Origin of the sequence: Edaphobacter bradus, from assembly GCF_025685645.1 — a bacterium.
In the GTDB taxonomy this organism is placed as follows: domain Bacteria; phylum Acidobacteriota; class Terriglobia; order Terriglobales; family Acidobacteriaceae; genus Edaphobacter; species Edaphobacter bradus.
Genome location: NZ_JAGSYF010000004.1, coordinates 1 through 24,779, shown reverse-complemented (window position 1 = coordinate 24,779; position 24,779 = coordinate 1). Strand labels below are relative to the sequence as shown.

Genomic DNA, 24,779 nt, shown 5'->3' with positions numbered 1-24,779 from the left:
TGCGTGTGGGAACCAAGTGCAGCCGCTCCTCTCGTTGAAGTACTCCTTCCTGCCAGCTGAAGCTGCGACGGGGACAGAGTCATCTAACCAGTGATGGCTCCCGAAGCAAGCATCGCCCGCAATCGAAGGAAGCCTTGGTTCCCGGAGTCCGCATGCACATGGTAGACAACCTTCATCCCCACCACGAGAGCAAACCCCTGACCACTGATCTGGAAGTCCTAGCGCCCGAAGCGACAGCGGAGCATACCGAACTGTCGACCGAATCCACCGCAACCCAACCGCACGAGAACGCCCACACGGCATCGGGTGAAGCTGCTAAGCCAGCCACCGCGACCGCCGTCCACGATGAACCCGATTACGACTCTGCCGACTTCGCTGCCGCTCTGGCCGACTTTGACCGCGAGCAGGCTGCCGAGTCCGCCGCCGCTCAGAGCCTGAGCGCCGAAGAGGTGATCGTTACGGGAACCGTCGTCAAGATTACCGACAAACACGTCGTTGTCGATATTGGGCTGAAATCGGAAGGCCTGATCCCACTGGACCAGGTGCTTGACATCAATGGCGCCCCCAAGTTCCAGGCCGGTGATCAGGTTGAGGTCGTGGTTGAGCGCGAGGAGCCCGAGGGTGGCTATCTGGTCAGCTATGAGAAAGCTCTCCGCCACAAGGTCTGGGACAAGCTCGAGCAGGCAGCCAACGACAAGATCCCAGTCAAGGGCATGGTTCTCAGCCGCGTCAAGGGCGGCCTCACCGTCGATATCGGTATCAAGGCGTTTCTCCCCGGTTCGCAGGTCGAGATTCGCCCCGTTCGCAACCTTGATGGCTACATCGGCACCGAGATCGAAGTCCGCGTCATCAAGCTGAACAAGAAGCGTGGCAACGTCGTCATCAGCCGCAAGGAGATCCTCGAGGAGGAGCAGACCGCCCGCAAGTCGGTGACGCTCGCCACCCTTGAGGAGGGCAACATTCTGACCGGAACCGTCAAGAACCTCACCGACTACGGTGCGTTCGTCGATCTGGGCGGCATCGATGGCCTGCTTCACATCACGGATATGAGCTGGGGCCGCCTGACGCACCCCCGCGACCTGGTCAACGTCGGCGACGAGATCCAGGTCAAGGTTCTGAAGTTCGACAAGGACAAGCAGCGCGTCTCGCTCGGCTTCAAGCAGCTCACGCCTGATCCATGGCTCGACGCCACGGAGCGCTATCCGATCGGCGCGCACGTTCGCGGCCGCGTCCTCTCGGTGACAGACTACGGTGCCTTCGTCGAGCTCGAGCAGGGCATCGAGGGTCTCGTTCACGTCTCAGAGATGACCTGGTCTAAGCGGATGAAGCACCCCTCGAAGATGGTTAAGCCCGGCGACGAGGTTGAGACCATCATCCTGAGCGTCAACCCGAACGACCGCCGCATCTCGCTCGGCATGAAGCAGCTCCAGGACAACCCCTGGGAGCAGCTCGAAGACAAGTACCCCACAGGTGCTGTCGTCGAAGGCCGCGTGCGCAACCTCACCGACTTCGGAGCCTTCATCGAGATCGAGGACGGTATCGACGGTCTCGTCCACGTCTCGAACCTGAGCTGGACGAAGCGGATCAAGCACCCCTCCGAGGTCCTCAAGAAGGGTGAGAAGGTCAAGGCAGTCGTTTTGGGTGTCGAGCCCGAGAATCGCCGCCTGTCGCTCGGCGTCAAGCAGCTCCAGCCCGATGTCTGGGAGACGTTCTTCGCGCAGCACCGCGTCGGCGACGTCGTCAAGGGCAAGGTTCTGCGCACCGCGCAGTTCGGAGCCTTCATCGAGATCGCCGAGGGAGTCGAGGGCCTGTGCCACGTCTCCGAGGCCGTCGACCAGAACAACATCCCGGTCAAGCTTGATGTGGACTCGGAGCACGAGTTCAAGATCGTCAAGATGAACCAGGACGAGAAGAAGGTCGGTCTGAGCATCCGCGCCGTCGGCGAAGAGGCCAGCCGCGCCGAAGTGGAGAGCTACAAGGAGCGCGATCACAAGAGCTCCTCGTCCTCGTCGAGCAGCACAACGCTGGGCGATCTCATCAACTGGAAGCGCTCTGAGCGCGAGTAACTCTCCTCAAAGAGCAGATCAAAGGGCCGCCCGGTTGGGCGGCCCTTCTTGTTTCTATATTACTGATGAGGCTGGCTCGGCAGCTCCGCTTGAAAGGCCTCTATGCCGAGATGGACTGAACCGCGTTCGGTGCTTCGAGATTCGACGTCATCTTTGCGGAGGCGCGGCGCATGACCTCAAGCTCGGCCGGCGCGAAGAGCTCCGGCGCGATGCCGCCAATCGCCACATAGCCGGGATCGTCGCCCAAGGCCATCGAGATCTGGTTCCAGCGAAGGAAGGGCGACGTGGTCGGCAGAACCACGAACCGCCGCTTTGGCTCCGGGAAGGCAAAGTACGCCGACCAGACACAGAGCGTCAGGCAGACAGATATCCCGTTGACGATATTGATCGTTGAGTACACTGCGTGGCTATGTGCGATCCATGCCGAGTCGACCAGGCTGATCGTCGCAATCAAGCCGAGCCCAAAGCTGACTCCGAAGATACGGCTGCGATAGGACAACCCCATCGGGCGAATTGCGAAGCAGACGAACAACAGGAGGCAAAGTGTAAGAATACTGGATGTCTGCTGTAGCTGAGTGACCATCGCCACCATAAACTTGGTGCCTGTGGTGTGCGGGTTGACTGCAACACCGATGGCCACTGCAATTGAGATCGCCGCAACCCAGCGGAAGATGAGCATTCCCAATGTCTGAAGTCCCTTCAGAGGAGCCATCGCCAGCTTGAAGATGCTGTAAATGACCAAAAGAGAAAGAATGGCCTCTAGGGCGTAGCTGATCCAGTAGATGTAGAAGTAGGCCTGATAAGCGAGGTGGCGTTCAAGACCACGATCAACTAGATAGAGGAGCGAATTACACGCTGCCCCCGACAAAATCTTGACGGACAATAACGCTGCGAGAAATGCAAACTTGCTGGCCGCCTTACTACGCAGCAGCATCACAAGGGCAACTGCACACAAAATCGGTTCCAGATAGCAAAGCGTATTGATCAGGAAGCTTTGGGTCATGGTCCGTCCTCGTTCGACTAGCAGTCAGGCTAGCCTATCCTCGAAGCGGATACAACCCTTTATTTGCAAAACTATGCAAAATTCTGCAGCACCTAACCCGAAGCGCCTGTTTCACGCTTTGCCGGAACTAAATCTCAGCTACCTACCGAGCCCGCAGGCGTTCGGATCGTCGGGAGCGCACACAGGGATCGGCATCGCGCTGGTCTTGGCGACAGCCACAGTCTTAGTCGCAGCTGAGGACGCATGCGTGGAGGCAACTGTACCGGTGAGGACGAGGGCGACGACGGTAGCGCGTACGATGTGCTTCACTGATTTATCCTTATGAAAATAAAGCTGTTACAAGAGAAATCCAGAGACTGGTCGGCTGACTATCGGCCCAATCCGCAGGCGTTCGGATCGTCGGGAGCGCACACAGGGATCGGCATCGCGCTGGTCTTGGCGACAGCCACAGTCTTGGTGGAGGCCGAGGAGGCGTGCGTGGTGGCAACTGCACCGGTGAGTACGAGGGCGATGACGGTGGCGCGAACAATGTGCTTCATGTATTTATCCTTTTGTAAATAAATCGGTTACCAGATACCTACGGAAACTTGACGGGCGGTGGAAAGTTACCTGCCCAATCCACACGCGTTCGGATCGTCGGGAGCGCACACAGGAATCGGCATAGCACTGGTCTTAGCGATGGCAACGGTCTTGGTGGAGGCCGAGGAGACCTGAGTGGATGCAATGGCTCCGGTAAGAACGAGGGCGACGACGACTGCGCGGATGATTACCTTCATGGTTATTACCCCAAAAGTTGTATTTACTGACTGAAGATTTCTCTGGACACGCCAGATAGGAAGACAATAAAATGATGCGGAACGTAAGTCCATTAGAATGAGATATATAGGAAAGTATTAAACATCGTTTGTTACTGAGGTAACCATTACGTACCCTGTTTTTTGGGTCACCGACAGGGGAGCGCACAGGCAGTAATGGTGATCCTGGCAGGACTTTTCAGGGAAAAATCCTGCAAAGAGGCTTAAAGATCCCATTTTGAAACGCACGGAAGCGCGCGCTTCGCCTGAAGCGCTGACAAGAGATTAGGAGTGAGTTTTAGCGGGAAGCCACGCTGCTTCCTGAAGGTCAGGCCTGCGCTGCTGTGGGGGCCTGACTTGCCGGGGCGTCGCCCGGCTTGCCCGCAGGCTTCTTCGGAGCAGCCTCAGATTTCTTGGCTGGCGCTAGGATCGCATGCAGGGTGGTTCCTTCCATGCGAGGCATGAACTCCACCAATCCGGCCTCTCCGACATCCATAATCAGCCGGTTGATGATCTTGTAGCCCAGATCGCGGTGCGCCATCTGGCGGCCCTTGAAGCGCAGCGAGGCCTTGACCTTGTCACCATCACCCAGAAAGCGGATCGCCTGGTTCTTCTTCGTCTGGTAGTCGTGCTCATCCACCGTGACGGAGAACTTAACCTCTTTGATGGTGATGACCTTCTGCTTCTTGCGGGCGGCGCGCTCGCTCTTGTCCTTCTCGTAGAGGAACTTGCCGTAGTCCTGAATCTTGCACACCGGGGGGACGGCGTTGGGCGAGATCTCAACCAGATCGAGCGAGCGCTCACGTGCAATCTTCAGCGCCTCAAAAGGGGCCATTACTCCAAGCTGTTCTCCGTTCTCGTCAATCACGCGGACTTCGCGTGCGCGGATACGTTCGTTGGTACGGATGAATGACTTGGCAGAACGCTTATCGATCGGTGGAATAGGTCGCCTCCACAGCGGCTCACTGGCTCGCTATGCATTTTGGGTTTGGGGTTAAGGATCAGCCTGACCAACAGGCTGCTCGTACTCTGTAGTGTAGCACCTCGTCAGATGCAAATGGATGAACACGCGATGTGTGCCGAGACCAGGATTTTTTACACACTCGAGCTTGGTTGACTCATATACCAATCTGACTCTAAATCTGTATTGTAAGGAGCGTCACAGTTCTCACCCCATGTGGGATTGGCTTTGTCGCCCCGAGGGAACGACTGTGTGAAAGGAAGTCGCATGAAGCGTCGCATCCTGCTCGTGGACGATGAAGTGGCCGTTCTGCTGACTCTGAAGGCGGTGCTCGAGATCAGCGGGTTTGACGTGGATACTGCCGCCTCAGCGCGGGAGGGCAAGCTCAAGCTGCGCTCACACGAGTACCACATGGTGATCTCCGACATGCGTATGGAGAGCGATGCTTCTGGCGCCGAGGTGATCAAGGCTGCGCGTGCTGCTGCCTGCCAGCCGGCGGTCGCTCTGCTCAGCGCCTTCCCTCTCGCGGACGAAGACTGGCAGGAGTTGGGAGCCGACAAGATGCTGGTCAAGCCCATGCACACGCGCATACTGCTCGAGCAGATCGAAAATCTGCTGACAGTTCACGAAGCTGCGAAGGCTAATTCAGCCGGTCCTTCCCGGGCCGAAGGCTCCTCTGCTGAGAAGGCTACGAAGAAGACGCGCGCCAGTCTGTCCGCACAGTCCTCTCACAAACCCGCCAAGTCTGCGAAAAAATCGTCGAAGAAGGCTCCAGCCTCCGGACTCGCGAAGAAGCCGGTCCAGAGAGCAGCCGCAAAGACTATGAGGAAGAAACTCTCAAGTCGAAAGCCGTAGCGAATCGGCGCATGCTCTCTAGTCTGCGGTGTGGTCCTTGATGAAACCGCGCAGCGTCAGGCTGATGTCCATTGCTTTCTGGACACCGTCGTCCATCATGCGCAGCCAATTGGTGGCTGGCTCTTTCATCTCGGTAGTACCCAGGAGATAGCTGGTCTGGACGATGATCTCAAGGGCATTACTCAACTCATGTGCCAGCTTGCGAATCTCAACAGCGAGATCTTCGGGAATCGTCTCGTTGTCGGACAAGCCTGGATTGGAATTCTTCCTGGGTTCGGTCATCTTGGGAAAATAGGTCTCATTCCTAGAGATAGACGCCGTTGTCACAAAATTGGTCTCCTTTCCGAAGTCCAAACACCTAACAAATAGCCTTGCCCACACGCATCGAGAGAGCTCGGCGAATTGACATCATAGAGCATCTTTGAAAAACTAAAGACTCGCGGTTAACGGTTTCGGCCATCCATGGCAGGGGCGTTCATGACCGTTGCCGAAGTGGCGGAATTGGCAGACGCGCATGGTTCAGGTCCATGTACTCGCAAGGGTGTGGGGGTTCGAGTCCCCCCTTCGGCACCACAGGATTGGAGCAAAAGGGAGCGACCGGGACAGGTTACTCCCTTTTGCCTTTTCAGCCAGGCTCTTGCGCCAGAAGCTCCGCCTTTGGAGCACGATAGCTGCCGCATACCACTGAAAACCGGCAGATGAGTGACCATAACCGGTAGACTAAGGAGAACATGCCTACACAGCTTGAGCAGATTCTCGCCCATACGCTGCTGGAGGTGAACGCCCGCAAAGCCGGAGCGGACTACGGCCTGTTGGAGCGCAAGGCCGCCGCCCACACACCGCGAGGGTTCACCGAGCGGCTGCGCACTGTAGCCGCAACGGGCCCGGCCATCATCTCGGAGATCAAGAAGGCCTCGCCCTCGAAGGGGCTCATTCGCGCGGATTTCTATCCTGCCGCACTCGCCAGGGCTCTCGAGGCCGCCGGAGCCGCCGCGCTCTCCGTCCTCACGGATGAGGAGTTCTTCCAAGGCTCGCTTGCCAACCTCGAAGAGGCCTCGAATGCCGTTCAGATTCCCTGCCTGCGCAAGGACTTCATTCTCGACCCCTTCCAGATTCTCGAGGCCCGCGCCTCCGGAGCCGACGCCATCCTGCTGATCGTTGCGGCACACAAGGACGACAAGGTCCTCACCACACTTGCCGACGAGGCTGAGGCCCTCGGTCTTGACGTGCTGTGCGAGGTGCACAGCCGCTCTGAGATGGAGCGCGCCGTCGCGCTTGGCTTCGAGCTCATCGGCGTCAACAGCCGCGACCTCCGCACCTTTGCGATGAACCCCGAGCTCCCGCTGGAGCTTGCTCTCTGGAAGCCTGCCGACGCCGTGATGGTCGCCGAGAGCGGCATTCGCAACTCCGCCGAGATCGCACGTCTTCGCAAGGCCGGCTACCAGGCCTTCCTCATCGGAGAGACGCTCATGCGTCAGCCAGACCCTGCTGCCGCGCTTGCCACGCTGCTCGATCGCGACTATTCCATCGACCAATAAGCCATGTGGATCAAGATCTGCGCCAATACGAATCTTGAGGACGCGCAGTTGGCCGCGAGTCTTGGCGCCGATGCTCTCGGCTTCGTCTTCGCGCCCAGCTCACGCCGCGTCACCGTGGAACAGATCGCGCAGATCACTCCGCATCTGCCCAGGACCGTCGAGCGCGTCGGTGTCTTTCACACCCGCGACGAGGACGATATCGTTCGCACCATCGAGCAGGCGGGCCTCAGCGGCGTGCAGCTTCACGGCGGAGTTGATCCCGCGCTCGCCGCAAGACTGAGAGCGCGCCTCGGCAGCGGTATCACGCTCATCCAGACCATCCACTGGATCGTCGATGCGAGCGGTGAGAGCGCGGGTGAGGTGGCCCGTCAGCTTCGCGAGATTGCGGCTGCTGGTGTGGTCGATCGTGTTCTTGTGGACTCAAAAGTTGGTGCGGCTCTGGGAGGGACCGGTGTCTCCTTCGACTGGAGCGCTGCGCGCGCGGTGCTCGCGGCCAACGCTGGCAGCCTAAAGCTGATCGTCGCCGGAGGACTACGTCCGGAAAACATCGCTGAGGCGATTCAGGCGCTTGATCCCTGGGGAGTCGATGTTGCCAGCGGCGTCGAGGCCGAGCCTGGCCGCAAAAGCCCGGACAAACTCGCTGCTTTTCTCAGGAATGCGCGGGAGCCGCGTCGCGTTCCAGGTTAGCTCGCGGCACGAACCGCGACAGCGGAGACGTGGTGAGGCTGCGCCGCGTGGGAGTGAATCCTCGGAGAGCGGTCATGGAACAGTTGCGGCCGCATATGCACACTGGACGTCTTCGAGTTGGCGAAGGCCAGTCCCGGCGTCAGTGCCAACAACATCGCAATGAGTGTCTTCCGTCTCATAGAAGTGTTTCGCTCGCTTCGTTTTATAGGACGCGGCGGAAGTGGCTTCGGATTCAAAAATCACCGTCTGCCCCTGCAGCAGAGACACGCCTCCACATCGCGAACGGGATACGGGGTTAGTATGGCCCAAAACAGGTTCCGTCAGTACGAATCAACCCTTCGGGTAAACTCTCTGGTCACTCCCCGGACGTCCCCGAAAGTGACTGATCCCGTAGAACCGGATGCATTTTCAACTCCTTCACCAGAAACGCAAACTGGTCGACAGCCAGCTCCACGCGCTTGGACAACGGCATCCCACCGCCGTGGCCAGCTCTCGTCTCCACGCGAATCAGCACTGGATTCGGACCGGCCTGTACCGCCTGCATCGCCGCGGCGAACTTGAAGCTGTGCGCCGGGAAGACCCTATCGTCGTGGTCCGCCGTCGTAATCAGGGTCGGAGGGTACTCGACGCCGGGCTTGAGGTTCTGGAGCGGCGAGTACTTGTAGATCGCCCGGAACTCAGCCTCGTTCTCCGACGGTGCTCCGTAGTCCGTCTTCCAGGCCCACCCGATGGTGAACTTGTCGAATCGCAGCATGTCCATCACGCCCACCGCCGCCAGTGCTGCGCCGAACAGGTCAGGCCGCTGGATCTCACACGCCCCGACGAGCAGCCCGCCGTTGCTGCCGCCTGAGATAGCCAGCTTCGGCGTCGAGGTGTACTTATTCGCGATCAGCCACTCGGCCGCCGCGATGAAGTCGTCGAAGACATTCTGCTTGTTCAGCTTCGTGCCTGCCAGATGCCACGCCTCGCCGTACTCACCGCCGCCGCGCAGGCTGGGCTGTGTGTACACGCCCCCCATCTCCATCCACAGCAGGTTCGCGGCGGAAAACTCCGGCTGCAGCGAGAGGTTGAAGCCGCCGTATCCGTACAGTAGCGTCGGCGCTGTGCCGTCAAGCTTCAGTCCCTTTTTGTGGCTCATGAACATCGGCACGCGCGTGCCATCCTTGCCCGTATAAAAGACCTGCGTGGTCTCGTATTCGTTCGGGTCGAACTTCAGCTTCGGCTGCCTGTAGATCGTCTCGGTGCGCGTCTTCATGTCGAGCCGGTAGATCGTCGGCGGCGTCGTGAAGTTCGTGAACTGGAAGAATGTCTCGTTGTCGGTGCGCTTGCCAACGAAACCCACCGCCGTCCCGATCGCCGGCAGCACGAGCCGTTCAAGCAGTCTGCCGTCGCGCGTGTGCAGCTCTACCATGCTCTGGGCGTCGGCCAGATAGTTGGCGATCAGCGTGTCGTTCACCATCGTCACACTGTCGAGCGAATTCTTCGTCTCCGCGATCACTGTCTTCCAGTTCGCGCGATCAGGATGATTCAGGTCGACCGCGACGACCCTTCCGTTAGGTGCGTCCTTCGTCGTGTGCATCCAGAGCGTCGTGCCATCATTGTCGATGGGGGAGTAGTGCGCATCGGGCGTCGCCGCAATGGTAATCACAGGCACCTCGGGATGCATGAGGTCCTTGATCACCAGCGCGTTATCTGGGCTCGCGCCCTTGCTCTCAAAGATCAGCAGGTAGCGCCCGTCGTCGGTCACTGCGGCGCCGAGGTTCATCTCTTTGTCGTCCGGGCGGTCGAAGATGAGTTTGTCGTCGCTCTGCGGCGTGCCCAGCTTGTGAAAGAAGATCTTGTGATAGTAGTTGGCCGCCTTCAGCGCGTCAGCCCCGGGCTTGTCGTAGCCCTCGTAAAAGAACCCAGACCCATCTTTGAGCCACGAGGCCGAGCTGAACTTCGACCACTCGATGACGTCCGTCAGGTCCTTCCCCGTCGCCACGTCGCGCACATACCACTTCACCCAGTCGCTGCCGGCGTCGGCGATCGAGTAGGCCGCGAGCCTGCCGTCGTCGGTGACGCTCATCCCGCTCAACGCTACCGTGCCATCGGCGGACATTGTGTTGGGATCGAGCAGCACCTTCGGCTCGCCGTTCAGGCCCTCCTGCCAGTACAGGACGTTCTGGTTCTGCAGCCCTTTGTTGTGCGAGTAGAAGTAGCGCGCGCCCTTGCGCACCGGAGCCGTGTAGCGCTCGAAGTTCACCAGTTCCATCATTCGCCGGTGCATCGCCTCGCGTCCGGGAACCTGGTTCAGCCAGCTCTGCGTCAGCGTGTTCTCTTCCTCGACCCAGCTCTTCACCTCAGGCGAGTCCACGTTCTCCATCCAGCGATACGGGTCATGCACCTTTGTGCCGAAGTAGTCGTCCACTTGCTCGACCGTATGAGCTTTGGGGTAATTCAGCAGAGTTCCCTTCTCGGCGGCGCTTGCGTTCATCGTCATATCGGCAGAGAGCAGGGCAGCAGCAGCAATCTTCATCAGTGTCATCTCGCAACAACCTCAGCAGGAGGTAAGGTAGTTAATCGGACTATAGCTCACCGCAACCCTCATCGCTTGCGGTAAGACTCAACCCGGACGAAAGCGCGGACAGAATGGCAAATACCAGGGTTCAGCCGTTTCTCATGTTTGAAGGTAAAGCCGAAGAGGCGATGAACTTCTACGTCTCCTTGTTCGATGGCGCACAGGTCCTCGAGATCCTTCGCTACGGTCCTGACGAGGCGGGAAAAGAAGGCTCGGTGATGCGTGCGAGCTTTTCCATCGGCGGCCAGACAATCCTCTGCATCGACAGCATCGTCAAGCATGGATTCTCCTTCACACCGGCGTTCTCGCTCTTTGTTAACTGCGAATCGGAGGGCGAGATCGTCCGGCTCTCCTCGGCACTCTCGGAGGGCGGAAGTACCTTCATGCCGCTCGACGACTACGGCTTCAGCCGCAAATTCGCGTGGGTCAGCGATCGCTACGGCGTCTCGTGGCAACTTAATCTGGCCTAATCACATTTGCGTATCCCTTGCGAAGAGAAGATAAGCACCTTTCATGAGAAGAGGCCCGGTCGGAACCGGGCCTCTCTGGAGCGAATTTCCGCTCCCTTGTTTCGTTAATCTCCGCGGTACAGCCTCACCAGCTAATCGTCGTGGCCATGCTTGTAATGACCGTAGGCATGACCATGACCGTGATGGTCGCCGTCCTCATCGTCCCAGTCGCCGTGGTGGCCCCAACCCTCGTGACGACCGTTGTCATGATGAGCCCAGTATCCCTCGCGGTAGCGCCAGCCATGATCGCCGTGCTCCCACCGCGCCGCGCGCCACTCCCCATCTTCGTAGGGCGGCCGCACCCAGCGTCCCGGATACCAAACATAGCGGCCGTCATTGGGCGTCCAGTAGCCACCGATCCAAACATAACCCACTTGAGGAGGCGGAGGAGCGACCTCGTATTGAATTGGCGGAGGTGGTGTACCGATGGTGACGCCAATTGAGACTTGCCCGAATGCGGGAGCCGATAGCGCCGAGGCAGCCAGTACTGTGCTGAGGAACCAGGTTGCTTTCATCCTTATCCTTCTTTCTTTATTTTGCCTGACGTCCGCCCCGGAAACATCGTTCGAAGACTGGGTAAAATTCTCCGGGTGTACGGTGCAATTTTCTACAGACGGCAGCTAAATTATTGATTACGTGTCTGCTACAGATAATTGTTGCAACTGAGCCGCCAGAACGCTGCGCATCTGGTTGATATCAGCCGAGAAGCAAAGGGGTCCGACCGAAGCCGGGCCTCCCATTCTTATCTCTCGTGATGGCCATGGTTCTCCCAATAATGGTCGTCGTGGTCCTCGCGGTCCCAGTGGCCCTCATGCACATGCCAGCCGTCGGAATAGCGGTCGTAGTGGGGATGGGACCAATACGCTCCCGGATAAGGGGGTTGCACCCACACGCCCGGAACCCAGACCCAGCGGTGGCCGCGAATCACCCAGTAGCCGCTCTGCCAGACATAGCCCGGTGCGGGAATCGCCGGGCGTACCTCATAACGCAGCGGAGGCGGAGGAGTACCTATGGTGACGCCGAATGACACCTGTCCAAATGCTGGAGTCGCAAATGCCGAAGCCAGAATACCGCCGTACAACCATTTTGCTTTCATCGTTTTAGTCTCCAGTACTGTGTTGCTGCCTGATCTGAATGCCATCTCGTCGTACCGGGCTGTGTCTCTTGATTTGCCCTAGCCCAAAGGAAGGAACACGGATTGCGCGATTCTGACGCTACCAAAAACAACAGAAAGCCGCGGCAGGACGCCGCGGCTTTTTCTGGAAAAGGTGAGGTCAGCTCAGAGGCGGAACATTGATCCGCTGTCCAACCCGGATCAGGTTCGGGTCAGAGATTCCATTGGCCCGCGCGATCTCGTTGTACTTGTTGACGTTTCCGTAGAACAGCTTGCTCACCTTCGAGAGGCTGTCGCCGGCCTTGACCGTGTACGGCTGGTCCGCTCCGCCCGTTGTCGCGATCTCGTGCTTCAGATCGGAGTAGGTGGGATCGACCTGCTTGATCACATCCCAGACGCGGTTCGCGATTACCTGTGAAGGGACGGACCCTTTGATGTGCAACTGCTCTCCGGCGAGATCCACTGCATCGAGCTTGGCCCCGAACTCGCCAAACTCCTGGATCGTTGAAATAACGGGGCTATACTTCTGCTTCAATTGTTCGAGATTAGCCATGTTGTTCCTCCGATTGGCTCGCGCCAACCTGTTGTGATGTTTGCGTTCGTTAGAGACAAACCTGAGACAGCCAGCGCCTAGGAGACGAGCTTCCCAAGGAATTGCTTAGCAAGGTCGCCAAGCGCGCTCTGTTCGGTCGCCTGTCCGTTAGGCGCGAACTGCTGGATCGCCATTGGAAGGATTGTGGCAAGCGCCGTCGTCGCAACGGCTGGAGAGACTCCGGCGTGCTCGGCGATCTTCTCGAGGAAGCCCGAACCGCCCAGACCCTGCTGGACCTGCTCTGGTGTGGCCGTTGTTCCCTGCCCTTTGGCCCAGTCGCTGACGTGCTGCGCCATGCCATTCGCGGTCAGGCTGTTAAGAATGCCCTGAATGCCTTCCGGATGCGACGTAAGGGCCTGAATGAGACCGCCTGCGACCTTTGCGTTGTCTGTTTGCGCAGCATCGCCGGCTTGTCCTGCTAGAGACTGAAGCGAATCGAGAATTCCCATTATGTCACCTCGGGGTTGAATCAATGTCCTGCGTTTTGGGGCCTGTGTTGCTGTGAGTCTTCACTTGGAAGCGAAGTCCTGGCTTTCGGGTTGCCGCAACTCTCTGCGCCCGACTCTGTGCTTTGCCGAGCGTTCAGCGATAGACTTGCGGATATGGGAACTCAGAATAAGACTGCAATTTCGACTAAAGAAGCTCCGGCCGCCATTGGCCCCTACTCGCAGGCCGTACGCGTGGGAGACACGCTGTTTGCCTCCGGACAGGTAGGGTTGGATCCGGCGACCGGCCAGCTCGTCGCCGGAGGCGTCAAGGAGCAGACCATACGGGTACTCGAGAACGTGAAGGCCGTACTGGCCGAGGCTGGACTCGACCTTGTGCATGTGGTCAAGACGACCGTCTTTCTAAAAAGCATGGGCGACTTCGCCGCGATGAACGAGATTTATGCGAAGTACCTCGCTCCGGATGGAGTCGTTCCCCCGGCCCGCTCGACCGTCGCCGTTGCGGCGCTGCCGAAGGACGCGCTGGTAGAGATTGAGGTCATCGCCAAGGAAGCCGGAGCGTAGTTCGCGCCTCCGCATCTAATCCGAGGAGGGACAAATGGCTGAGACGACAAGGGCTGAAAAGATCCACAAGACCGAGGCGGAGTGGCGCGAGTTGCTGACGCCCGAGCAGTTCCACATCATGCGCGAGAAAGGCACGGAGCGGGCCTTCACCGGCGCTCTGCTGGATAACCACGAGACTGGTGTCTACCACTGCGCGGCGTGCAACGCTCCACTGTTTACGTCGGACAAGAAGTTCGAGTCCGGCAGCGGCTGGCCTAGCTTCTGGCTGCCGATCTCAGCAGAGGCGATTGAAGCGCACGAAGACAACACGCATGGCATGAAGCGGATCGAGGTGACCTGCGCGAAGTGCGGCGCGCACCTGGGACACGTCTTCCCCGATGGGCCGCGACCGACTGGAATGCGCTACTGCATCAACAGCGCTTCGCTGGGATTCGAGAAGCAATAAGACGACCGCGGATTAAACGCGGATCGGCGCGAATGAAACAATTGGAAAGACAGGAAAACGCCCCACTCGGCTGCGATGCCGATGGGGCGTTTCTGTTTCTCTGAACTTCCTGGCTTAGCCCTTTACGATCTTGCCGGTCTTGATGCAGCTGGTGCAGACGCGCACGCGTTTGCTGGCACCGTTGACGACAGCCTTGACGGCCTGCAGGTTGACGTTCCACCGACGGCGGGTGGTGTTGTGGGCGTGCGAGATGTTGTTTCCGAACTGCGGTCCCTTGCCGCAGAATTCACATACTTGTGCCATGACGAAGAGCTCCAATCTTGAATCGCAGAGACATCCTGAGGTGCGATAAAAAACCGCGCTTATGTCAGGAGGTGGCAGGCAAGAGCGGAAATCCGCTGGCCTCTACCGGTGTGCCCGGTAGTCTGCCGATTTTCTATCGTACCACGCTGAGGCGGCAGGCTCAATTGGGACCATTCTAATGGGTACCCCCTCCCCCTCACCTTTGATATAAGTGGTTTTTATTCAATATCTTATTCGATTTACTCTTCGTAAAATATTCATTCTTCAGGATTTATGGGTTAAAATATTGAAAACAGGCGGTTTACGGGGGGAAAAGTGAGGGCCCCGGTTGATTCCGGGGCCCTCTCGTTTCCTGTGATTTCATTTTAGCAAAATGGAGGAAACTACTCTGCCACTTGCATGTCGTTTTGTTTGAGTGACTTAGTTGGTTTGGGGGCTTGACAGGATTTTTGCCTTGGAAAAAAGCAGATTCCTCCACTCCGCTGCGCTCCGGTCGGAATGACAACCAAGGTCATTCGGTGAGCGTGAACAGGCGTTTAGCGGATTCGGCCCTGGGATTTGAGGAGGCGCTTGCGGTCGGCGATGAGGCGGTTGCGCTCGCGGGTGGGCATGGCGAGGACGGCGCGGGTGCGGGGTGGGAGTTTGTTGAAGATGTGCCGGTGAGCCTGGGTGAGTTCGTGCTGCCACTCGGCGGGGCTGAAGACGTCCCAGCGTTGGGCGGCGACCCAGTGGGCTCGGGCGAGATAGGGCGCGGGGAAGAGGCCATCGAGTTCGAGGAGTTCAGAGTAGCGCTCGGGGCCGGCGGCCCAGGAGATGACGGCTCCGTGTCGATCGTCGCTATCGAGGTTGACGAGGGCAAACATCTTGCCGCCGATGGCTTTGTCTCCGGCCCAGAAGACGAGGTTGGCTCCCCACTGCATGGTCTCGGCGACGTGGGGGAGGGTGAGGAGGAAGGCTCGGATGCGCTCGGCGTCCATTTGAGGAGAGTATAAGTATGAGAGGCAATTTGAACATTTCACGCGCGTTTCGAAATGGAGAAGTGAGGCGCGGAAAACTTAGCTGGCAGGCCAAGAAATTTCAGCGGCAGGATGTGTATGAACTACTATCTGGCCCACATCACCTATCCCATCATTTTTATTGCGGTCCTCGCACGTCAGCTCTGGCTTCCGGTTCCGGCTATTCTGTTTCTCCTGTCCGGAGGAACGTTGGCAGGCTCCGGCAAGTTGAGCTACGTCGGAATTCTGCTGGTGGCTATCCTGGGATGTGTTCTGGCTGACCTAGTCTGGTTCGAAACTGGCCGTGTAAGCGGTAAGCGGGTGGTGCGATTGCTATGCACTCTGGCGAACGACCCCAGTTACTGCATTCGACGTGGGAGGGCAGCCTTCGAGAAGAGGGGAGTTCGGCTTCTTCTGATTGCCAAATTCTTTCCAGGCCTCGATGGCATCACTCCCCCGCTGGCCGGGATGCTGGGAGCTTCGCGAACGGCCTTCCTGGTTCATGACTGCGGAGGCGCATTACTTTGGGCGGGCGCATACATCAGTTGCGGCTTTCTCTTCGCGGAGAGCCTGTACAGGGTTGAGCGTTATATCTCGGTCTACGCCACTGCATTGACTTTGGCGTTCGGCGTTCCCCTCGTGCTGCTTTTCGTCTGGAAGCTTGTGCCGCTCGTGCGAATGATTCAATCGCTTCAACATCTGCAGATCACTCCGGAACAACTGAAAGAACGGCTGAATCACGGCGATAAGATCGCCATCATCGACCTGCTGCGCTTCGAGGAAGATCCTCAGGGAGTGTCCGGAATCCCGGGAGCAGTGCGCCTCGTTCCAAACGAGATTCGGCGCAAGAAGCATTTCCGTGTGCCCGACGACGTTGACATGGTGGTCTACTGCCGCTCCCAGAATAGCTTCGTGAGCGCGCGTGTGGCGGCGGCGATGCGTAAGCACGGACTTCAACGTGTCCATGTTCTGGCGGGCGGTCTGGAGGCGTGGAAGGCCCGCGGTTTTCCACTGAGTGATCAGTTTGCCGATCCACGGACGGAGCTGACGCGACTGGGGGTCGAGATGTCTCCGGAATGGCAGCCGCTTCCGGCTTCGGGTGTAGGCGGGTGAGTATAGGGCTTAGGGCTCAGGGAAAAGACAAAGGCAACGGCGAGGTTGGGGCTGGGTGGGTGGTTTGCTTTCCCACCCTTCCTCACCCCAGTGAGCAAGCTCACTGGGGACCCCGATTCGCGATGAAGCTGCGAACGATGGGGCACCCGTGCTTTGGGTGCGCGCGCGGCGTAATTTGTTCTGACTGCGAAGGCCGGGCTGTGGTAGTTTGCATGGCCGGAGGAACTACAAATGACGATTCGTCGCGAAATGAGACAGGGATCGAAGATGGTTCTGGGGGCGGCTTTGTGCGGGTGTTTTGCGGCGCTGGTGTTTGGCGCGGGATGCAATCGGCAGGCCCCGGCGGATACGCGGGCGGCGGATGCGCAGGCGATTCGGGATCTTGACTCGCAGTGGTCCAAGTCTGCTGCCGCGCATGATGTGGATGGTACGGTCTCGTACTACAGCGATGATGCTGTTGTATTGCCGCCGAATGGACCGATGCTCACGGATAAACAGGCGATTCGTGCTGGGTGGGCCGGGATGGTGGGGCCGGGGAGAAACGTCTCGTGGCAGACAACGAAGGCGGAGGCCGCGGCTTCTGGCGATATTGCCTACACCATGGGGACGTATTCGCTGACGATGCAGGATGCCCAGGGCAAACCAGTCTCTGACCGCGGCAAGTATCTATGCGTATGGAAGAAGCAGGCGGACGGCAAGTGGAAGGCCGTGCAGGATACGTGGAACTCTGACTTGCCGGTGGCGGTGCCTGAGGCTCCGGCTTCGAAGAATATGAAGAAGAAGTAAGAGAGTCGGGAGCAAGTCAGTATCCGCGAAGAATAGGGCACCCGCCTTGTCGAGAGATCTTGCTTTAGCGGAGTCGTAAACGGATGGGGCCCTTTGTGGTGGCGGGGTCGACGGGGCGGTTGTGCTGCGTGATGAGGATGCGGCCCTGGGCGACGAGGCGGCGGGCGGCGGCGCGGGCGGGCTCCACGAGGGACTCCCAGTCGCGGCGGGCCGAGTGGGATTTTTCGCGGGCGTTGCCGGCTACCAGTTTCGCGGCCTCGGAGGGGCAGATGGTTTTGCCTGGATCACGTTCGGCCAGGAGCTCAAGGATGGCGGCTTCGAGGGCGGCGTCTTTTTCGCCGGGGTGGTAGCCGCTGCAGGCTTCGCTGCAGTATTTGAGGATGTCCCAGTCGCGGGCGTTTTGCTCGGTCCAATGGAATGGGCGCTTGCAGGTCTTGCAGAGCTTTTCCTTGTGTGGAGTGGGGCGGTCCGGTTTGGGTTTGCGGTCGGGCATGAAGTCAACTAAAGAGCCTGCGCTGGTGTACCGATTTGCTCATAGTAGATTTCGGCTACTCCGACAGACGACGGCGCTAGCTCTCCAGACCTTACTTTACTTACGACATTTGTGGCGCTTCTGGCAAAATGCGGGGGTTCTTCCCGTTCGACTACGCTCAGGGTAGGCTGCTGCTCAGAATGACAACGTGAAACAAGCAACAGCAAAGGCAACAGCGGATCGCGCTCTGCGCGATTGCCTACCTTAGCAAGGTCGTAAAGCTCACTAACTTGTGGACGTTCGAGCTCTTTCGATGTCTTTATACTTGAGAGATATGTCTACGTTTCCTTCGCTTGAAGATCAGCTTGACCTTATTACCAAGGGTGCGGCGGAGATTGTTCCGCTGGAGGCTCTGAAAGAGCGCATCACGCAGTCGATTGCTTCGGGTCGTCCGATGCGGATCAAGGCTGGGTTTGATCCTACGGCTCCGGACCTGCACCTGGGGCATACGGTGCTGATCCGGAAGCTGAAGCACTTTCAGGACCTGGGGCACACCGTTATTTTCTTGATTGGCGACTCTACGGCGCTGATTGGCGACCCGACCGGGCGGAATGTGACGCGGAAGCCGCTGACTCCGGAGCAGATTGCGGCGAACGCAGAGACGTACAAGGAGCAGGTGTTCAAGATTCTGGACCCGGTGAAGACGGAGGTGCGGTACAACTCCGAATGGCTGGATAAGCTGAGCTACTACGACATGGTGAAGTTGCTGGGGCAGTTCACGGTGTCGCAGATGCTGGAGCGCGAGGACTTTCATAAGCGGTTCAATGAGGAGCAGCCGATCTCGCTGCACGAGATGATCTATCCGATTGCGCAGGGGTACGATAGCGTCGCTCTAAGCGCGGACGTCGAGCTGGGCGGGACCGACCAGAAGTTCAACCTGATGCGCGGGCGCGATCTGCAGCGGCACTTTGGCCAGCCGCAGCAGATTATTTTGATGACGCCGATCCTTGAGGGTCTGGACGGCGTGCAGAAGATGTCGAAGTCGCTGGGGAACGCGATTGGGATTCATGAGCCGGCGGCGGAGATGTACGGGAAGCTGATGTCGATCTCCGACGAGTTAATGTGGAAGTACTGGACGCTGCTGACAGATCTGCGCGGGTCGGAGATTGCCGCGATGCAGGAGGATGTCGCGGGCGGAAGGCTGCATCCGATGCAGGCAAAGAAGAACCTGGCGCATGCGATTACAACGGACTTCCACTCGCAGGCTGAGGCCGATGCTGCGGCGGAGGGCTGGGCGACGCAGTTTCAGCAAAAGGGCGTGGCGACGCATGTTCCGGTAGTGCATATCCCGCTCAATGCGGAGGGTCTGATGGCTGCAACGGACGACGGCGCTGCGCTGAAGGTGGCGAAACTGCTGCATCTTGCTGGGCTGGCGGCGTCGGCGGGTGAGGCGACGCGCAAGCTGACGGAGAACGCGGTGAGCGTGAATGGAGAGAAGTTCAACGGGAAGCTGTTGAGCCGGAACGCGCTGGGTGAAAGCCCGATCCTGCGGCTGGGCAAGCGGAGTGTTCGCGTGGAGTGGGTAGAGTAACTTGCGGGGAATGCAAGATTTACGGGCGGATAGTGACAAAGTGCGGTAAAGTGCATCCAAGAGGCAGCGGTTTTGAGGAGTCTGATAGCCCGATGCGAACCGGTTGGATTGTATTTGGTTTAGCTTCCTGTTTTCTCCCGGTCTTGCTGCACGCGCAACAGAGACAGGACGCGAAGGCCCAGGCGATCGTGCGAACGGCGGTGCAGACGGAGCTTGTCGCCGATCGTGATGACCACTCGCGCTGGCAGTATCGCGACCTGGACCGCAAGCCTGACGGCGAGGCGCTGTACCATGTCGTCGAGACGGACCATGGTTCGGTGAAGAAGAAGCTGCGGGCGAATGGGCGGCCACTGAGTCCGGATGAGCTTCGCGCGGAGGATGAACGGATAAGGTCGTTTGTGAACGATCCGGGCCTGCAGGCGAAGCAGCACAAAGACAGCGAACAGGACGACAAGCGCGCGGAGAATATGTTGCGCATGCTGCCGGATGCCTTTTTGTGGACGGTGAAGAGCGAGACGCCTCAGGCGGTGACGCTGGGCTTCACGCCGAATCCTGACTTCAGCCCGCCGAGCATGGAGGCACGTGTGTTTGCGGCGATGGCGGGCGAGATTGTCGTGGACAAGACGCAGAATCGGCTTCAGACGATCAAAGGCCGGCTGATCCACGACGTGAAGTTCGGCTTTGGCCTGCTGGGCAGGATGAATGAGGGCGGCACGTTCAACGTGGAGCGGCGCGAGCTTGCTCCCGGGGTGTGGCAGATTACGGAGTCGCATGTGCACATCAACGGACGAGCGCTGCTGTTCAAGAGCATCAGCGAGCAGGAGGATGAGGTGAAGAGCGAGTTCAGGCCCACGCCTCCCGCGACGACGCTGCAGCAGGCGGCGACTATGCTGAAGGCAGAGCCGACGTCGCTTTCGGCACAGCGGTGACGTAGGGGCCACTCCGACGCGCTATTCTTGGTGGAATGCCGGGACATCCATATCAACAGACAGATCGCGAACTGCTGCAGCGCATTGAGCGCTCGGCGGGACAACGCGCAGGGTACAAGCAGCTAATTCGCGAGCTTGGGCTGGGTGGAGGCCGCGAGCGCAGGCTGCTGCTGGAGCAGCTTGCGCGTATGACGGCGCGAGGTGCACTGGTGAAGCTGGACCGCGAACAGTGGGCGCTCCCTTCGGCCGCTCCGGAGAAGACGGCTCGGGTACGTTCGTCAGCGAGCGATGCGGGCGATGGATTTCGCACGACGCGCGACCGGCTGGTGGCGGGAAAGATCGATCTGCATCGCGATGGGTATGCGTTTGTGCGGCCGAACGATGGCGCAGGGCGCGAGGACGACATCTTCATTCCGCCGAATGAGCTGAACGGTGCAATGCAAGGCGACGAGGTGCTGGTCGACGAGGCGCAGCGCGGGCGCGATGGCAGGCGTTCGGGACGCGTGGCGCGGGTACTGACGCGGCGGAATCCTACTGTGGTGGGGATCTTTCACTACGCGCGGACGCATCGGCAGAGTCCGTGGGAGAACACACTGCTACGCGGAAACTATGTAACTCCGCTCGATGAGCGGATGGCTGGCTCGCCAGGCGGTGGGGCGATCCTGATTCCTGAGAGCGCGGAGGTTGTCGCGACGCCGCTGGGGACTCCGCATCGTGTGCTTGGTGACGAGGCCCGTCGCGGCTTTGCGTGGAATGCGGGCGATGAGGATTCACTGGAGGGTCTGGCGGTCGATGTCGAGATCATGGACTTCCCTGCTCCGGGCCGGCCTGCGCGTGGGAGAGTGATCGAGGTGCTGGGGCCTCCGGATGCGTTTGGGGTGGATGTCGAGATCGTGATTCGCAAGCATCGTCTGCCGCATGTGTTTCCGGCGAATGTGCTCGTGGAGGCCGAGGATGCGGCGAAGAGGACGGTTGCGACGCTGAGTGAGAGCGAGCGAGCGCGGCGGCAGGACTTTCGCGGGCTTCCGATTGTGACGATCGACGGCGAGACGGCACGGGACTTCGACGATGCTGTCCTGGTTCGACCGCTTGCGAACGGCAACTGGGAGCTGCAGGTGCACATCGCCGATGTGGGCCACTATGTGAGGCCGGGGACAACGCTCGATCTGGAGGCGCGACTGCGCGGGACTTCGGTTTACTTTCCAGACCGCGCGGTTCCGATGCTGCCGCAGGAACTTTCAAGCGATATGTGCAGCCTGAGGCCGAATGAGGACCGGCTGGTGCTGAGCTGCGTGATGGAGATCGACGCCCGCGGCGAGGTGCTGGGATATGCGGTCGGCGAAGGCATCATTCGCAGCGCCCGTCGCATGACGTACACGCAGGTACAGGCGATCCTAGACGGCGATGCAGCCGTGCGCGAAGAGTTCATGGAACTGGTGCCGGAGTTCGAGCGGATGCATGAACTGGCGCTGAAGCTGAATGCGAAGCGGAAGCGGCGCGGGTCGATTGACTTCGACCTTCCGGAGCCAGTGATCCTCTTCGACCCGGATGGGAACATGGAGGCGATTGTGCGGTCGGAGCGCGGCTGGTCGCACCGGCTGATCGAGGAGTTCATGCTGTCGGCTAACGAGTGCGTCGCGCACTGGATCGAAGCGCAGGAGATTCCGGGAATCTACCGGATTCACGAGACTCCTGATCCGAAGCGCATTGTGGAGTTTGAGGAGACGGCGGCGCAGTTCGGTCAGACGCTGGGCCTTGGCAACCTTCCCGTCCGGCGTGTGCAGATGAAGGCCGACCGCAGGGAGTCGCGTGGCAGCGGGCGCGCGGCGAAGGTGCATGAGGTGGCCGAGTCGATTGCCGTGACTCCGCAGATGTACCAGCGGCTTACGGCTAAGATTGCGGGCAAGCCGGAGGAGCGGATTCTGGCGTACCTGATGCTGCGGTCGCTGAAGCAGGCTCGGTACAGCGAGAAGAATGTCGGCCACTTCGCGCTGGCGTCGCCGAGCTACACGCACTTCACGTCGCCGATTCGGCGCTATCCGGACCTGATTGTGCATCGGCTGCTGCGCGAACTGCTGCATGCAGGCGCAGACCCGCGGGGTGCAGCGATTCTAAGCAGTGAGCCTCAGCCCTGGGGCGGGAAGGCTGCGACGCATTCGGCGCGGCATGAAGACGACGGGCCATTGCCGGAAGACGAGCTGGAGGCGATTGCGCGGGAGTCGAGCGAGGCAGAGCGGCGCGCCGATGACGCGGAGCGTGAGCTGATCGAGTGGAAGAAGATCAAGTTCATGCAGGATCGCGTCGGCGAGGACTTTGACGCGATCATCCTCTCGTGCACAAAGTACGGCTTCTTCGTGGAGCTGAACGAGCTGTTCATCGAGGGTCTGGTGCCGATTGGCACGCTGATGGACGACCGCTACGTCTTTCGCGATACGGACCGGCAGATCGTGGGTGCGCGGAACGGGCGCGTCTTCAGGATGGGCCAAAGGGTTCGCGTGCTGCTGGACCGGATCGACCGGCAGCAGCGCCGGCTGCAGTTTGCCCTGCTGCCTAGCGAGTACGACGATGCGAATGCACCGCGGTCGCTCCGGAGATCGAAGAAGGCGCCGCGCGACGGTGACGAGGTTCGGCCCGCGAAGCCGAGGCCGAAGTCCAAGGCGAAGACGCGAACGCGCAACAAGAAGGCAAAGGGCAAGCAGCGCTGATTGAGGCTGCCTCCGGGCAGATTATGGCGGAACATCGTAAAATTAAAGTTCCTAAAGGAGTTAATTCGCACGAATGGCACACATGGTGTTTTGCACGAAGTACAAGGCGGAGATGGAGGGGCTGGATGAGCCTCCGTTCGACTCTGATTTTGGCCAGAAGATCTACAAGAACGTCTCGAAGAAGGCCTGGGGCGAGTGGGTGGAGCGCCAGAAGATGCTGCTGAACGAGTACCGGCTGCAGCCGTGGACGCGCGAGGCACAGGAGTTTCTGGTGGAGCAGATGAACGAGTTTTTCTTCGGCGAGGGCGGCGCACTGCCGAAGGAGTACGTCCCGCCTGCGCAGTAGGCTCCGGCTCGAACAGGCCGGTTAGTGGTAAACTGAATTCTGCAAATGACCCCGGCGTCGTCCACCCTGGACGGCGCGCCAACAAAGTCGGGACGTGGCTCAGCCTGGTAGAGCGCACCCTTGGGGTGGGTGAGGTCGCTAGTTCGAATCTAGTCGTCCCGACCATTTATTTTCAATCAGTTAGCTCGGTAATTTGGGTCCAGTAAGCTGAAGCGAAGGTCCAATAAAGGTCCAATGGCTTCGTTACCTCATGATTGAGCAATAGATGCGTTACCCGCCTTCCCTACAAACAAAGCAGCGATAGCGTCTTGAGCGTGTCGCTTGTCTGCTGTCACTGCCTTGGCATACGTTCCAAGGGTCATCACGGGTGAAGAGTGACGCATAAGCTCTTGCGTCGTCTTTACCGACGCTCCCGAGGATTGCAGCAAGGTTGCGAGCGTTCGCCGGAAGCTATGCCAGCCTATCCGCTTCGTGATCCCTGCCCTTACCGCTGCTGGAAAGATGTGCCGCTTGAGCACGGCATCCGGCCAGTAGGGTTTTCTGCCAAGGGCAAGTGGGCTAGCAAACACCCAGTCTTCAGAGCCGGAGTAGCTGGTTTGCTTCTTCCAGTTCTCAAGAGACGCGGCCAACTCGGGAGACAAGGGCAGTGGGCGACGTGAGGCTAGAGTCTTCGGTGGTCCCTCGACCTGATCCACCACTGACCGAACAACTCTTATCTCTGCCTCGTGGAAGTCCACGTCCTCCCATTTCAACCCGAACAACTCTCCTCGCCGCAGTCCAGTGACGGATGCTAATAGGATGAGGGTGCGGAAAGGGTCACGAAGTTCCGCGAGGAGTGCTGCAATCTCTACAGGTTCCAAAACAATCTCTTCCTGTAGCGGCAGAGCACTCTGCCGGACAAGTCGAATGGGGTTGGTTGTCGCCCATTCATACCTCATCGCATGTTGGAACAAGATGCTCATGACACCTTTGGTCTTATATCGGGTGTCCTGACTTGAGTTTCTGGACATCGCTGAAGCGTTGCCAGCAGATTCCGTTTAGATTTGGCATTCACGACCGCGCCATGAGGTCGTATATCCGCCGAGTGCATCCACGGCTCTTTGAAAAGCTATCGGAATCCTCAGGGCTTGTAGAACTGGCAGCCTTTCGGCGCAAATGCAGAACCAAGGATCAGAACATCTCTGGGCTAGCCGCAGATAAGTTGCTGGCACTCTGGAAAATGGGACTGCGGACCTAATAAGTAACGCCTCACTCAACACGAACGGGTTTGTCGTTACTAATCCTCGGAACGAGCAGAGTCGGGTTCAATGAGCGCTTTTTGCCTGTTCCCTCCGGTTGAACGAGTGAGACTTGACGTGAATTTCGGGTGGCAGAAGGCGTCGAGCGCAAGTCGAACTCTTCCTTG

The 24,779-nt window shown here is 59.2% G+C and carries 29 protein-coding genes and 2 tRNA genes; 15 read left to right on the top strand and 16 right to left on the bottom strand.

Annotated features, from left to right (window positions below; all coding sequences use genetic code 11):
• Positions 1–158: 158 nt before the first annotated feature.
• Entirely contained in the window at positions 159–2,066 is a 1,908-nt protein-coding gene (locus OHL16_RS15080) for a 30S ribosomal protein S1 (protein WP_263368014.1), read from the top strand.
• Positions 2,067–2,166: 100 nt separating this feature from the next.
• Here the strand turns inward: OHL16_RS15080 and OHL16_RS15075 are convergent, their stop codons facing one another.
• The 5 genes from OHL16_RS15075 to infC all read right to left on the bottom strand — a co-directional run bounded on the left by OHL16_RS15075 (position 2,167) and on the right by infC (position 4,770).
• On the bottom strand, positions 2,167–3,069 hold the full coding sequence (locus tag OHL16_RS15075) for a hypothetical protein (RefSeq protein WP_263368013.1): 903 nt from the start codon (positions 3,067–3,069) through the stop codon (positions 2,167–2,169).
• Positions 3,070–3,207: 138 nt separating this feature from the next.
• On the bottom strand, positions 3,208–3,378 hold the full coding sequence (locus OHL16_RS15070; protein ID WP_263368012.1) for a hypothetical protein: 171 nt from the start codon (positions 3,376–3,378) through the stop codon (positions 3,208–3,210).
• A 59-nt stretch (positions 3,379–3,437) separates the two neighbouring features.
• Positions 3,438–3,608 carry a hypothetical protein gene (locus OHL16_RS15065; protein ID WP_263368011.1) on the bottom strand — a complete coding sequence of 57 codons (171 nt, stop codon included), beginning with the start codon at positions 3,606–3,608 and terminating at the stop codon, positions 3,438–3,440.
• Positions 3,609–3,674: 66 nt separating this feature from the next.
• Positions 3,675–3,845: a hypothetical protein gene (locus OHL16_RS15060; RefSeq protein WP_263368010.1), complete on the bottom strand. Its 171-nt coding sequence runs from the start codon at positions 3,843–3,845 to the stop codon at positions 3,675–3,677.
• Positions 3,846–4,191: 346 nt separating this feature from the next.
• Positions 4,192–4,770 carry a translation initiation factor IF-3 gene (infC, locus tag OHL16_RS15055; RefSeq protein WP_263368494.1) on the bottom strand — a complete coding sequence of 193 codons (579 nt, stop codon included), beginning with the start codon at positions 4,768–4,770 and terminating at the stop codon, positions 4,192–4,194.
• Between the two features lie 321 nt (positions 4,771–5,091).
• Between infC and OHL16_RS15050 the strand changes: the two genes are divergently transcribed.
• Entirely contained in the window at positions 5,092–5,679 is a 588-nt protein-coding gene (locus OHL16_RS15050) for a response regulator (RefSeq protein WP_263368009.1), read from the top strand.
• A gap of 18 nt (positions 5,680–5,697) precedes the next feature.
• Here the strand turns inward: OHL16_RS15050 and OHL16_RS15045 are convergent, their stop codons facing one another.
• Positions 5,698–5,961, bottom strand: a complete 264-nt coding sequence (locus OHL16_RS15045; RefSeq protein ID WP_263368008.1) for a hypothetical protein — start codon at positions 5,959–5,961, stop codon at positions 5,698–5,700.
• A 204-nt stretch (positions 5,962–6,165) separates the two neighbouring features.
• Between OHL16_RS15045 and OHL16_RS15040 the strand changes: the two genes are divergently transcribed.
• From OHL16_RS15040 to OHL16_RS15030, 3 genes are all read left to right on the top strand, one after another.
• A tRNA-Leu gene (locus tag OHL16_RS15040) sits at positions 6,166–6,252 on the top strand.
• Between the two features lie 158 nt (positions 6,253–6,410).
• Positions 6,411–7,217: an indole-3-glycerol phosphate synthase TrpC gene (gene trpC / locus OHL16_RS15035; protein ID WP_263368007.1), complete on the top strand. Its 807-nt coding sequence runs from the start codon at positions 6,411–6,413 to the stop codon at positions 7,215–7,217.
• Between the two features lie 3 nt (positions 7,218–7,220).
• The gene (locus tag OHL16_RS15030) at positions 7,221–7,904 is read left to right on the top strand and encodes a phosphoribosylanthranilate isomerase (RefSeq protein WP_263368006.1); all 684 of its coding nucleotides are present in this window, start codon (positions 7,221–7,223) and stop codon (positions 7,902–7,904) included.
• On the opposite strand, the gene OHL16_RS15025 is transcribed toward OHL16_RS15030, so the two are convergent.
• Positions 7,901–8,083, bottom strand: a complete 183-nt coding sequence (locus OHL16_RS15025; RefSeq protein WP_263368005.1) for a hypothetical protein — start codon at positions 8,081–8,083, stop codon at positions 7,901–7,903. The two genes, OHL16_RS15030 and OHL16_RS15025, sit on opposite strands and share 4 nt — an antisense overlap.
• Positions 8,084–8,259: 176 nt before the next feature.
• Positions 8,260–10,431 carry a prolyl oligopeptidase family serine peptidase gene (locus OHL16_RS15020; protein WP_263368004.1) on the bottom strand — a complete coding sequence of 724 codons (2,172 nt, stop codon included), beginning with the start codon at positions 10,429–10,431 and terminating at the stop codon, positions 8,260–8,262.
• 104 nt (positions 10,432–10,535) lie between these two features.
• Here OHL16_RS15020 and OHL16_RS15015 point away from each other — a divergent pair, with 104 nt between their 5' ends.
• Positions 10,536–10,934, top strand: coding sequence for a VOC family protein (locus tag OHL16_RS15015; RefSeq protein ID WP_263368003.1), 399 nt, complete (start codon positions 10,536–10,538; stop codon positions 10,932–10,934).
• Positions 10,935–11,065: 131 nt separating this feature from the next.
• Here the strand turns inward: OHL16_RS15015 and OHL16_RS15010 are convergent, their stop codons facing one another.
• The 4 genes from OHL16_RS15010 to OHL16_RS14995 all read right to left on the bottom strand — a co-directional run bounded on the left by OHL16_RS15010 (position 11,066) and on the right by OHL16_RS14995 (position 13,152).
• On the bottom strand, positions 11,066–11,488 hold the full coding sequence (locus tag OHL16_RS15010) for a hypothetical protein (RefSeq protein ID WP_263368002.1): 423 nt from the start codon (positions 11,486–11,488) through the stop codon (positions 11,066–11,068).
• Between the two features lie 227 nt (positions 11,489–11,715).
• Positions 11,716–12,069, bottom strand: a complete 354-nt coding sequence (locus tag OHL16_RS15005) for a YXWGXW repeat-containing protein (RefSeq protein WP_263368001.1) — start codon at positions 12,067–12,069, stop codon at positions 11,716–11,718.
• A gap of 178 nt (positions 12,070–12,247) precedes the next feature.
• Positions 12,248–12,640 carry a LysM peptidoglycan-binding domain-containing protein gene (locus OHL16_RS15000; protein WP_263368000.1) on the bottom strand — a complete coding sequence of 131 codons (393 nt, stop codon included), beginning with the start codon at positions 12,638–12,640 and terminating at the stop codon, positions 12,248–12,250.
• A gap of 77 nt (positions 12,641–12,717) precedes the next feature.
• Positions 12,718–13,152, bottom strand: coding sequence for a YidB family protein (locus OHL16_RS14995; protein WP_396127206.1), 435 nt, complete (start codon positions 13,150–13,152; stop codon positions 12,718–12,720).
• Between the two features lie 129 nt (positions 13,153–13,281).
• On the opposite strand from OHL16_RS14995, the gene OHL16_RS14990 reads away from it, so the two are divergent.
• Together OHL16_RS14990 and msrB are read left to right on the top strand one after the other, a co-directional pair.
• Entirely contained in the window at positions 13,282–13,689 is a 408-nt protein-coding gene (locus OHL16_RS14990; protein WP_263367998.1) for a RidA family protein, read from the top strand.
• Positions 13,690–13,723: 34 nt separating this feature from the next.
• Positions 13,724–14,134 (top strand): peptide-methionine (R)-S-oxide reductase MsrB, encoded by a 411-nt coding sequence (gene msrB, locus OHL16_RS14985; protein WP_263367997.1) that lies wholly within the window; start codon positions 13,724–13,726, stop codon positions 14,132–14,134.
• Positions 14,135–14,248: 114 nt separating this feature from the next.
• Here the strand turns inward: msrB and rpmB are convergent, their stop codons facing one another.
• Entirely contained in the window at positions 14,249–14,437 is a 189-nt protein-coding gene (gene rpmB / locus OHL16_RS14980) for a 50S ribosomal protein L28 (protein ID WP_263367996.1), read from the bottom strand.
• A gap of 536 nt (positions 14,438–14,973) precedes the next feature.
• Positions 14,974–15,414 carry an MmcQ/YjbR family DNA-binding protein gene (locus OHL16_RS14975; RefSeq protein ID WP_263367995.1) on the bottom strand — a complete coding sequence of 147 codons (441 nt, stop codon included), beginning with the start codon at positions 15,412–15,414 and terminating at the stop codon, positions 14,974–14,976.
• A 117-nt stretch (positions 15,415–15,531) separates the two neighbouring features.
• Between OHL16_RS14975 and OHL16_RS14970 the strand changes: the two genes are divergently transcribed.
• The gene (locus tag OHL16_RS14970; protein ID WP_263367994.1) at positions 15,532–16,545 is read left to right on the top strand and encodes a VTT domain-containing protein; all 1,014 of its coding nucleotides are present in this window, start codon (positions 15,532–15,534) and stop codon (positions 16,543–16,545) included.
• Positions 16,546–16,776: 231 nt separating this feature from the next.
• Positions 16,777–17,331 carry a YybH family protein gene (locus tag OHL16_RS14965; protein ID WP_263367993.1) on the top strand — a complete coding sequence of 185 codons (555 nt, stop codon included), beginning with the start codon at positions 16,777–16,779 and terminating at the stop codon, positions 17,329–17,331.
• Between the two features lie 64 nt (positions 17,332–17,395).
• On the opposite strand, the gene OHL16_RS14960 is transcribed toward OHL16_RS14965, so the two are convergent.
• Positions 17,396–17,824, bottom strand: a complete 429-nt coding sequence (locus tag OHL16_RS14960; protein WP_263367992.1) for a DUF2256 and DUF3253 domain-containing protein — start codon at positions 17,822–17,824, stop codon at positions 17,396–17,398.
• Between the two features lie 313 nt (positions 17,825–18,137).
• Between OHL16_RS14960 and tyrS the strand changes: the two genes are divergently transcribed.
• From tyrS to OHL16_RS14935, 5 genes are all read left to right on the top strand, one after another.
• Positions 18,138–19,394 (top strand): tyrosine--tRNA ligase, encoded by a 1,257-nt coding sequence (tyrS, locus tag OHL16_RS14955; protein WP_263367991.1) that lies wholly within the window; start codon positions 18,138–18,140, stop codon positions 19,392–19,394.
• 92 nt (positions 19,395–19,486) lie between these two features.
• Complete coding sequence (locus OHL16_RS14950) at positions 19,487–20,323, top strand: hypothetical protein (RefSeq protein ID WP_263367990.1); 837 nt, start codon at positions 19,487–19,489, stop codon at positions 20,321–20,323.
• A 35-nt stretch (positions 20,324–20,358) separates the two neighbouring features.
• The gene (locus tag OHL16_RS14945) at positions 20,359–23,028 is read left to right on the top strand and encodes a ribonuclease R family protein (protein ID WP_263367989.1); all 2,670 of its coding nucleotides are present in this window, start codon (positions 20,359–20,361) and stop codon (positions 23,026–23,028) included.
• Between the two features lie 73 nt (positions 23,029–23,101).
• On the top strand, positions 23,102–23,374 hold the full coding sequence (locus tag OHL16_RS14940) for an oxidative damage protection protein (RefSeq protein ID WP_263367988.1): 273 nt from the start codon (positions 23,102–23,104) through the stop codon (positions 23,372–23,374).
• A gap of 88 nt (positions 23,375–23,462) precedes the next feature.
• Positions 23,463–23,539, top strand: a tRNA-Pro gene (locus OHL16_RS14935).
• A gap of 83 nt (positions 23,540–23,622) precedes the next feature.
• Here the strand turns inward: OHL16_RS14935 and OHL16_RS14930 are convergent.
• Positions 23,623–24,336 (bottom strand): tyrosine-type recombinase/integrase, encoded by a 714-nt coding sequence (locus OHL16_RS14930; RefSeq protein ID WP_263367987.1) that lies wholly within the window; start codon positions 24,334–24,336, stop codon positions 23,623–23,625.
• Between the last annotated feature and the right edge of the window lie 443 nt (positions 24,337–24,779).

Bases quoted from the DNA above. Each gene is read 5' to 3' on its own strand.
- OHL16_RS15080 (WP_263368014.1), top strand. From the start codon at position 159: ATGGTAGACAACCTTCATCCCCACCACGAGAGCAAACCCCTGACCACT.
- OHL16_RS15075 (WP_263368013.1), bottom strand. From the start codon at position 3,069: ATGACCCAAAGCTTCCTGATCAATACGCTTTGCTATCTGGAACCGATT.
- OHL16_RS15065 (WP_263368011.1), bottom strand. From the start codon at position 3,608: ATGAAGCACATTGTTCGCGCCACCGTCATCGCCCTCGTACTCACCGGT.
- OHL16_RS15060 (WP_263368010.1), bottom strand. From the start codon at position 3,845: ATGAAGGTAATCATCCGCGCAGTCGTCGTCGCCCTCGTTCTTACCGGA.
- OHL16_RS15050 (WP_263368009.1), top strand. From the start codon at position 5,092: ATGAAGCGTCGCATCCTGCTCGTGGACGATGAAGTGGCCGTTCTGCTG.
- OHL16_RS15045 (WP_263368008.1), bottom strand. From the start codon at position 5,961: ATGACCGAACCCAGGAAGAATTCCAATCCAGGCTTGTCCGACAACGAG.
- trpC (WP_263368007.1), top strand. From the start codon at position 6,411: ATGCCTACACAGCTTGAGCAGATTCTCGCCCATACGCTGCTGGAGGTG.
- OHL16_RS15030 (WP_263368006.1), top strand. From the start codon at position 7,221: ATGTGGATCAAGATCTGCGCCAATACGAATCTTGAGGACGCGCAGTTG.
- OHL16_RS15025 (WP_263368005.1), bottom strand. From the start codon at position 8,083: ATGAGACGGAAGACACTCATTGCGATGTTGTTGGCACTGACGCCGGGA.
- OHL16_RS15020 (WP_263368004.1), bottom strand. From the start codon at position 10,431: ATGACACTGATGAAGATTGCTGCTGCTGCCCTGCTCTCTGCCGATATG.
- OHL16_RS15015 (WP_263368003.1), top strand. From the start codon at position 10,536: ATGGCAAATACCAGGGTTCAGCCGTTTCTCATGTTTGAAGGTAAAGCC.
- OHL16_RS15010 (WP_263368002.1), bottom strand. From the start codon at position 11,488: ATGAAAGCAACCTGGTTCCTCAGCACAGTACTGGCTGCCTCGGCGCTA.
- OHL16_RS15005 (WP_263368001.1), bottom strand. From the start codon at position 12,069: ATGAAAGCAAAATGGTTGTACGGCGGTATTCTGGCTTCGGCATTTGCG.
- OHL16_RS15000 (WP_263368000.1), bottom strand. From the start codon at position 12,640: ATGGCTAATCTCGAACAATTGAAGCAGAAGTATAGCCCCGTTATTTCA.
- OHL16_RS14990 (WP_263367998.1), top strand. From the start codon at position 13,282: ATGGGAACTCAGAATAAGACTGCAATTTCGACTAAAGAAGCTCCGGCC.
- msrB (WP_263367997.1), top strand. From the start codon at position 13,724: ATGGCTGAGACGACAAGGGCTGAAAAGATCCACAAGACCGAGGCGGAG.
- rpmB (WP_263367996.1), bottom strand. From the start codon at position 14,437: ATGGCACAAGTATGTGAATTCTGCGGCAAGGGACCGCAGTTCGGAAAC.
- OHL16_RS14975 (WP_263367995.1), bottom strand. From the start codon at position 15,414: ATGGACGCCGAGCGCATCCGAGCCTTCCTCCTCACCCTCCCCCACGTC.
- OHL16_RS14970 (WP_263367994.1), top strand. From the start codon at position 15,532: ATGAACTACTATCTGGCCCACATCACCTATCCCATCATTTTTATTGCG.
- OHL16_RS14965 (WP_263367993.1), top strand. From the start codon at position 16,777: ATGACGATTCGTCGCGAAATGAGACAGGGATCGAAGATGGTTCTGGGG.
- OHL16_RS14960 (WP_263367992.1), bottom strand. From the start codon at position 17,824: ATGCCCGACCGCAAACCCAAACCGGACCGCCCCACTCCACACAAGGAA.
- tyrS (WP_263367991.1), top strand. From the start codon at position 18,138: ATGTCTACGTTTCCTTCGCTTGAAGATCAGCTTGACCTTATTACCAAG.
- OHL16_RS14950 (WP_263367990.1), top strand. From the start codon at position 19,487: ATGCGAACCGGTTGGATTGTATTTGGTTTAGCTTCCTGTTTTCTCCCG.
- OHL16_RS14945 (WP_263367989.1), top strand. From the start codon at position 20,359: ATGCCGGGACATCCATATCAACAGACAGATCGCGAACTGCTGCAGCGC.
- OHL16_RS14940 (WP_263367988.1), top strand. From the start codon at position 23,102: ATGGCACACATGGTGTTTTGCACGAAGTACAAGGCGGAGATGGAGGGG.
- OHL16_RS14930 (WP_263367987.1), bottom strand. From the start codon at position 24,336: ATGAGCATCTTGTTCCAACATGCGATGAGGTATGAATGGGCGACAACC.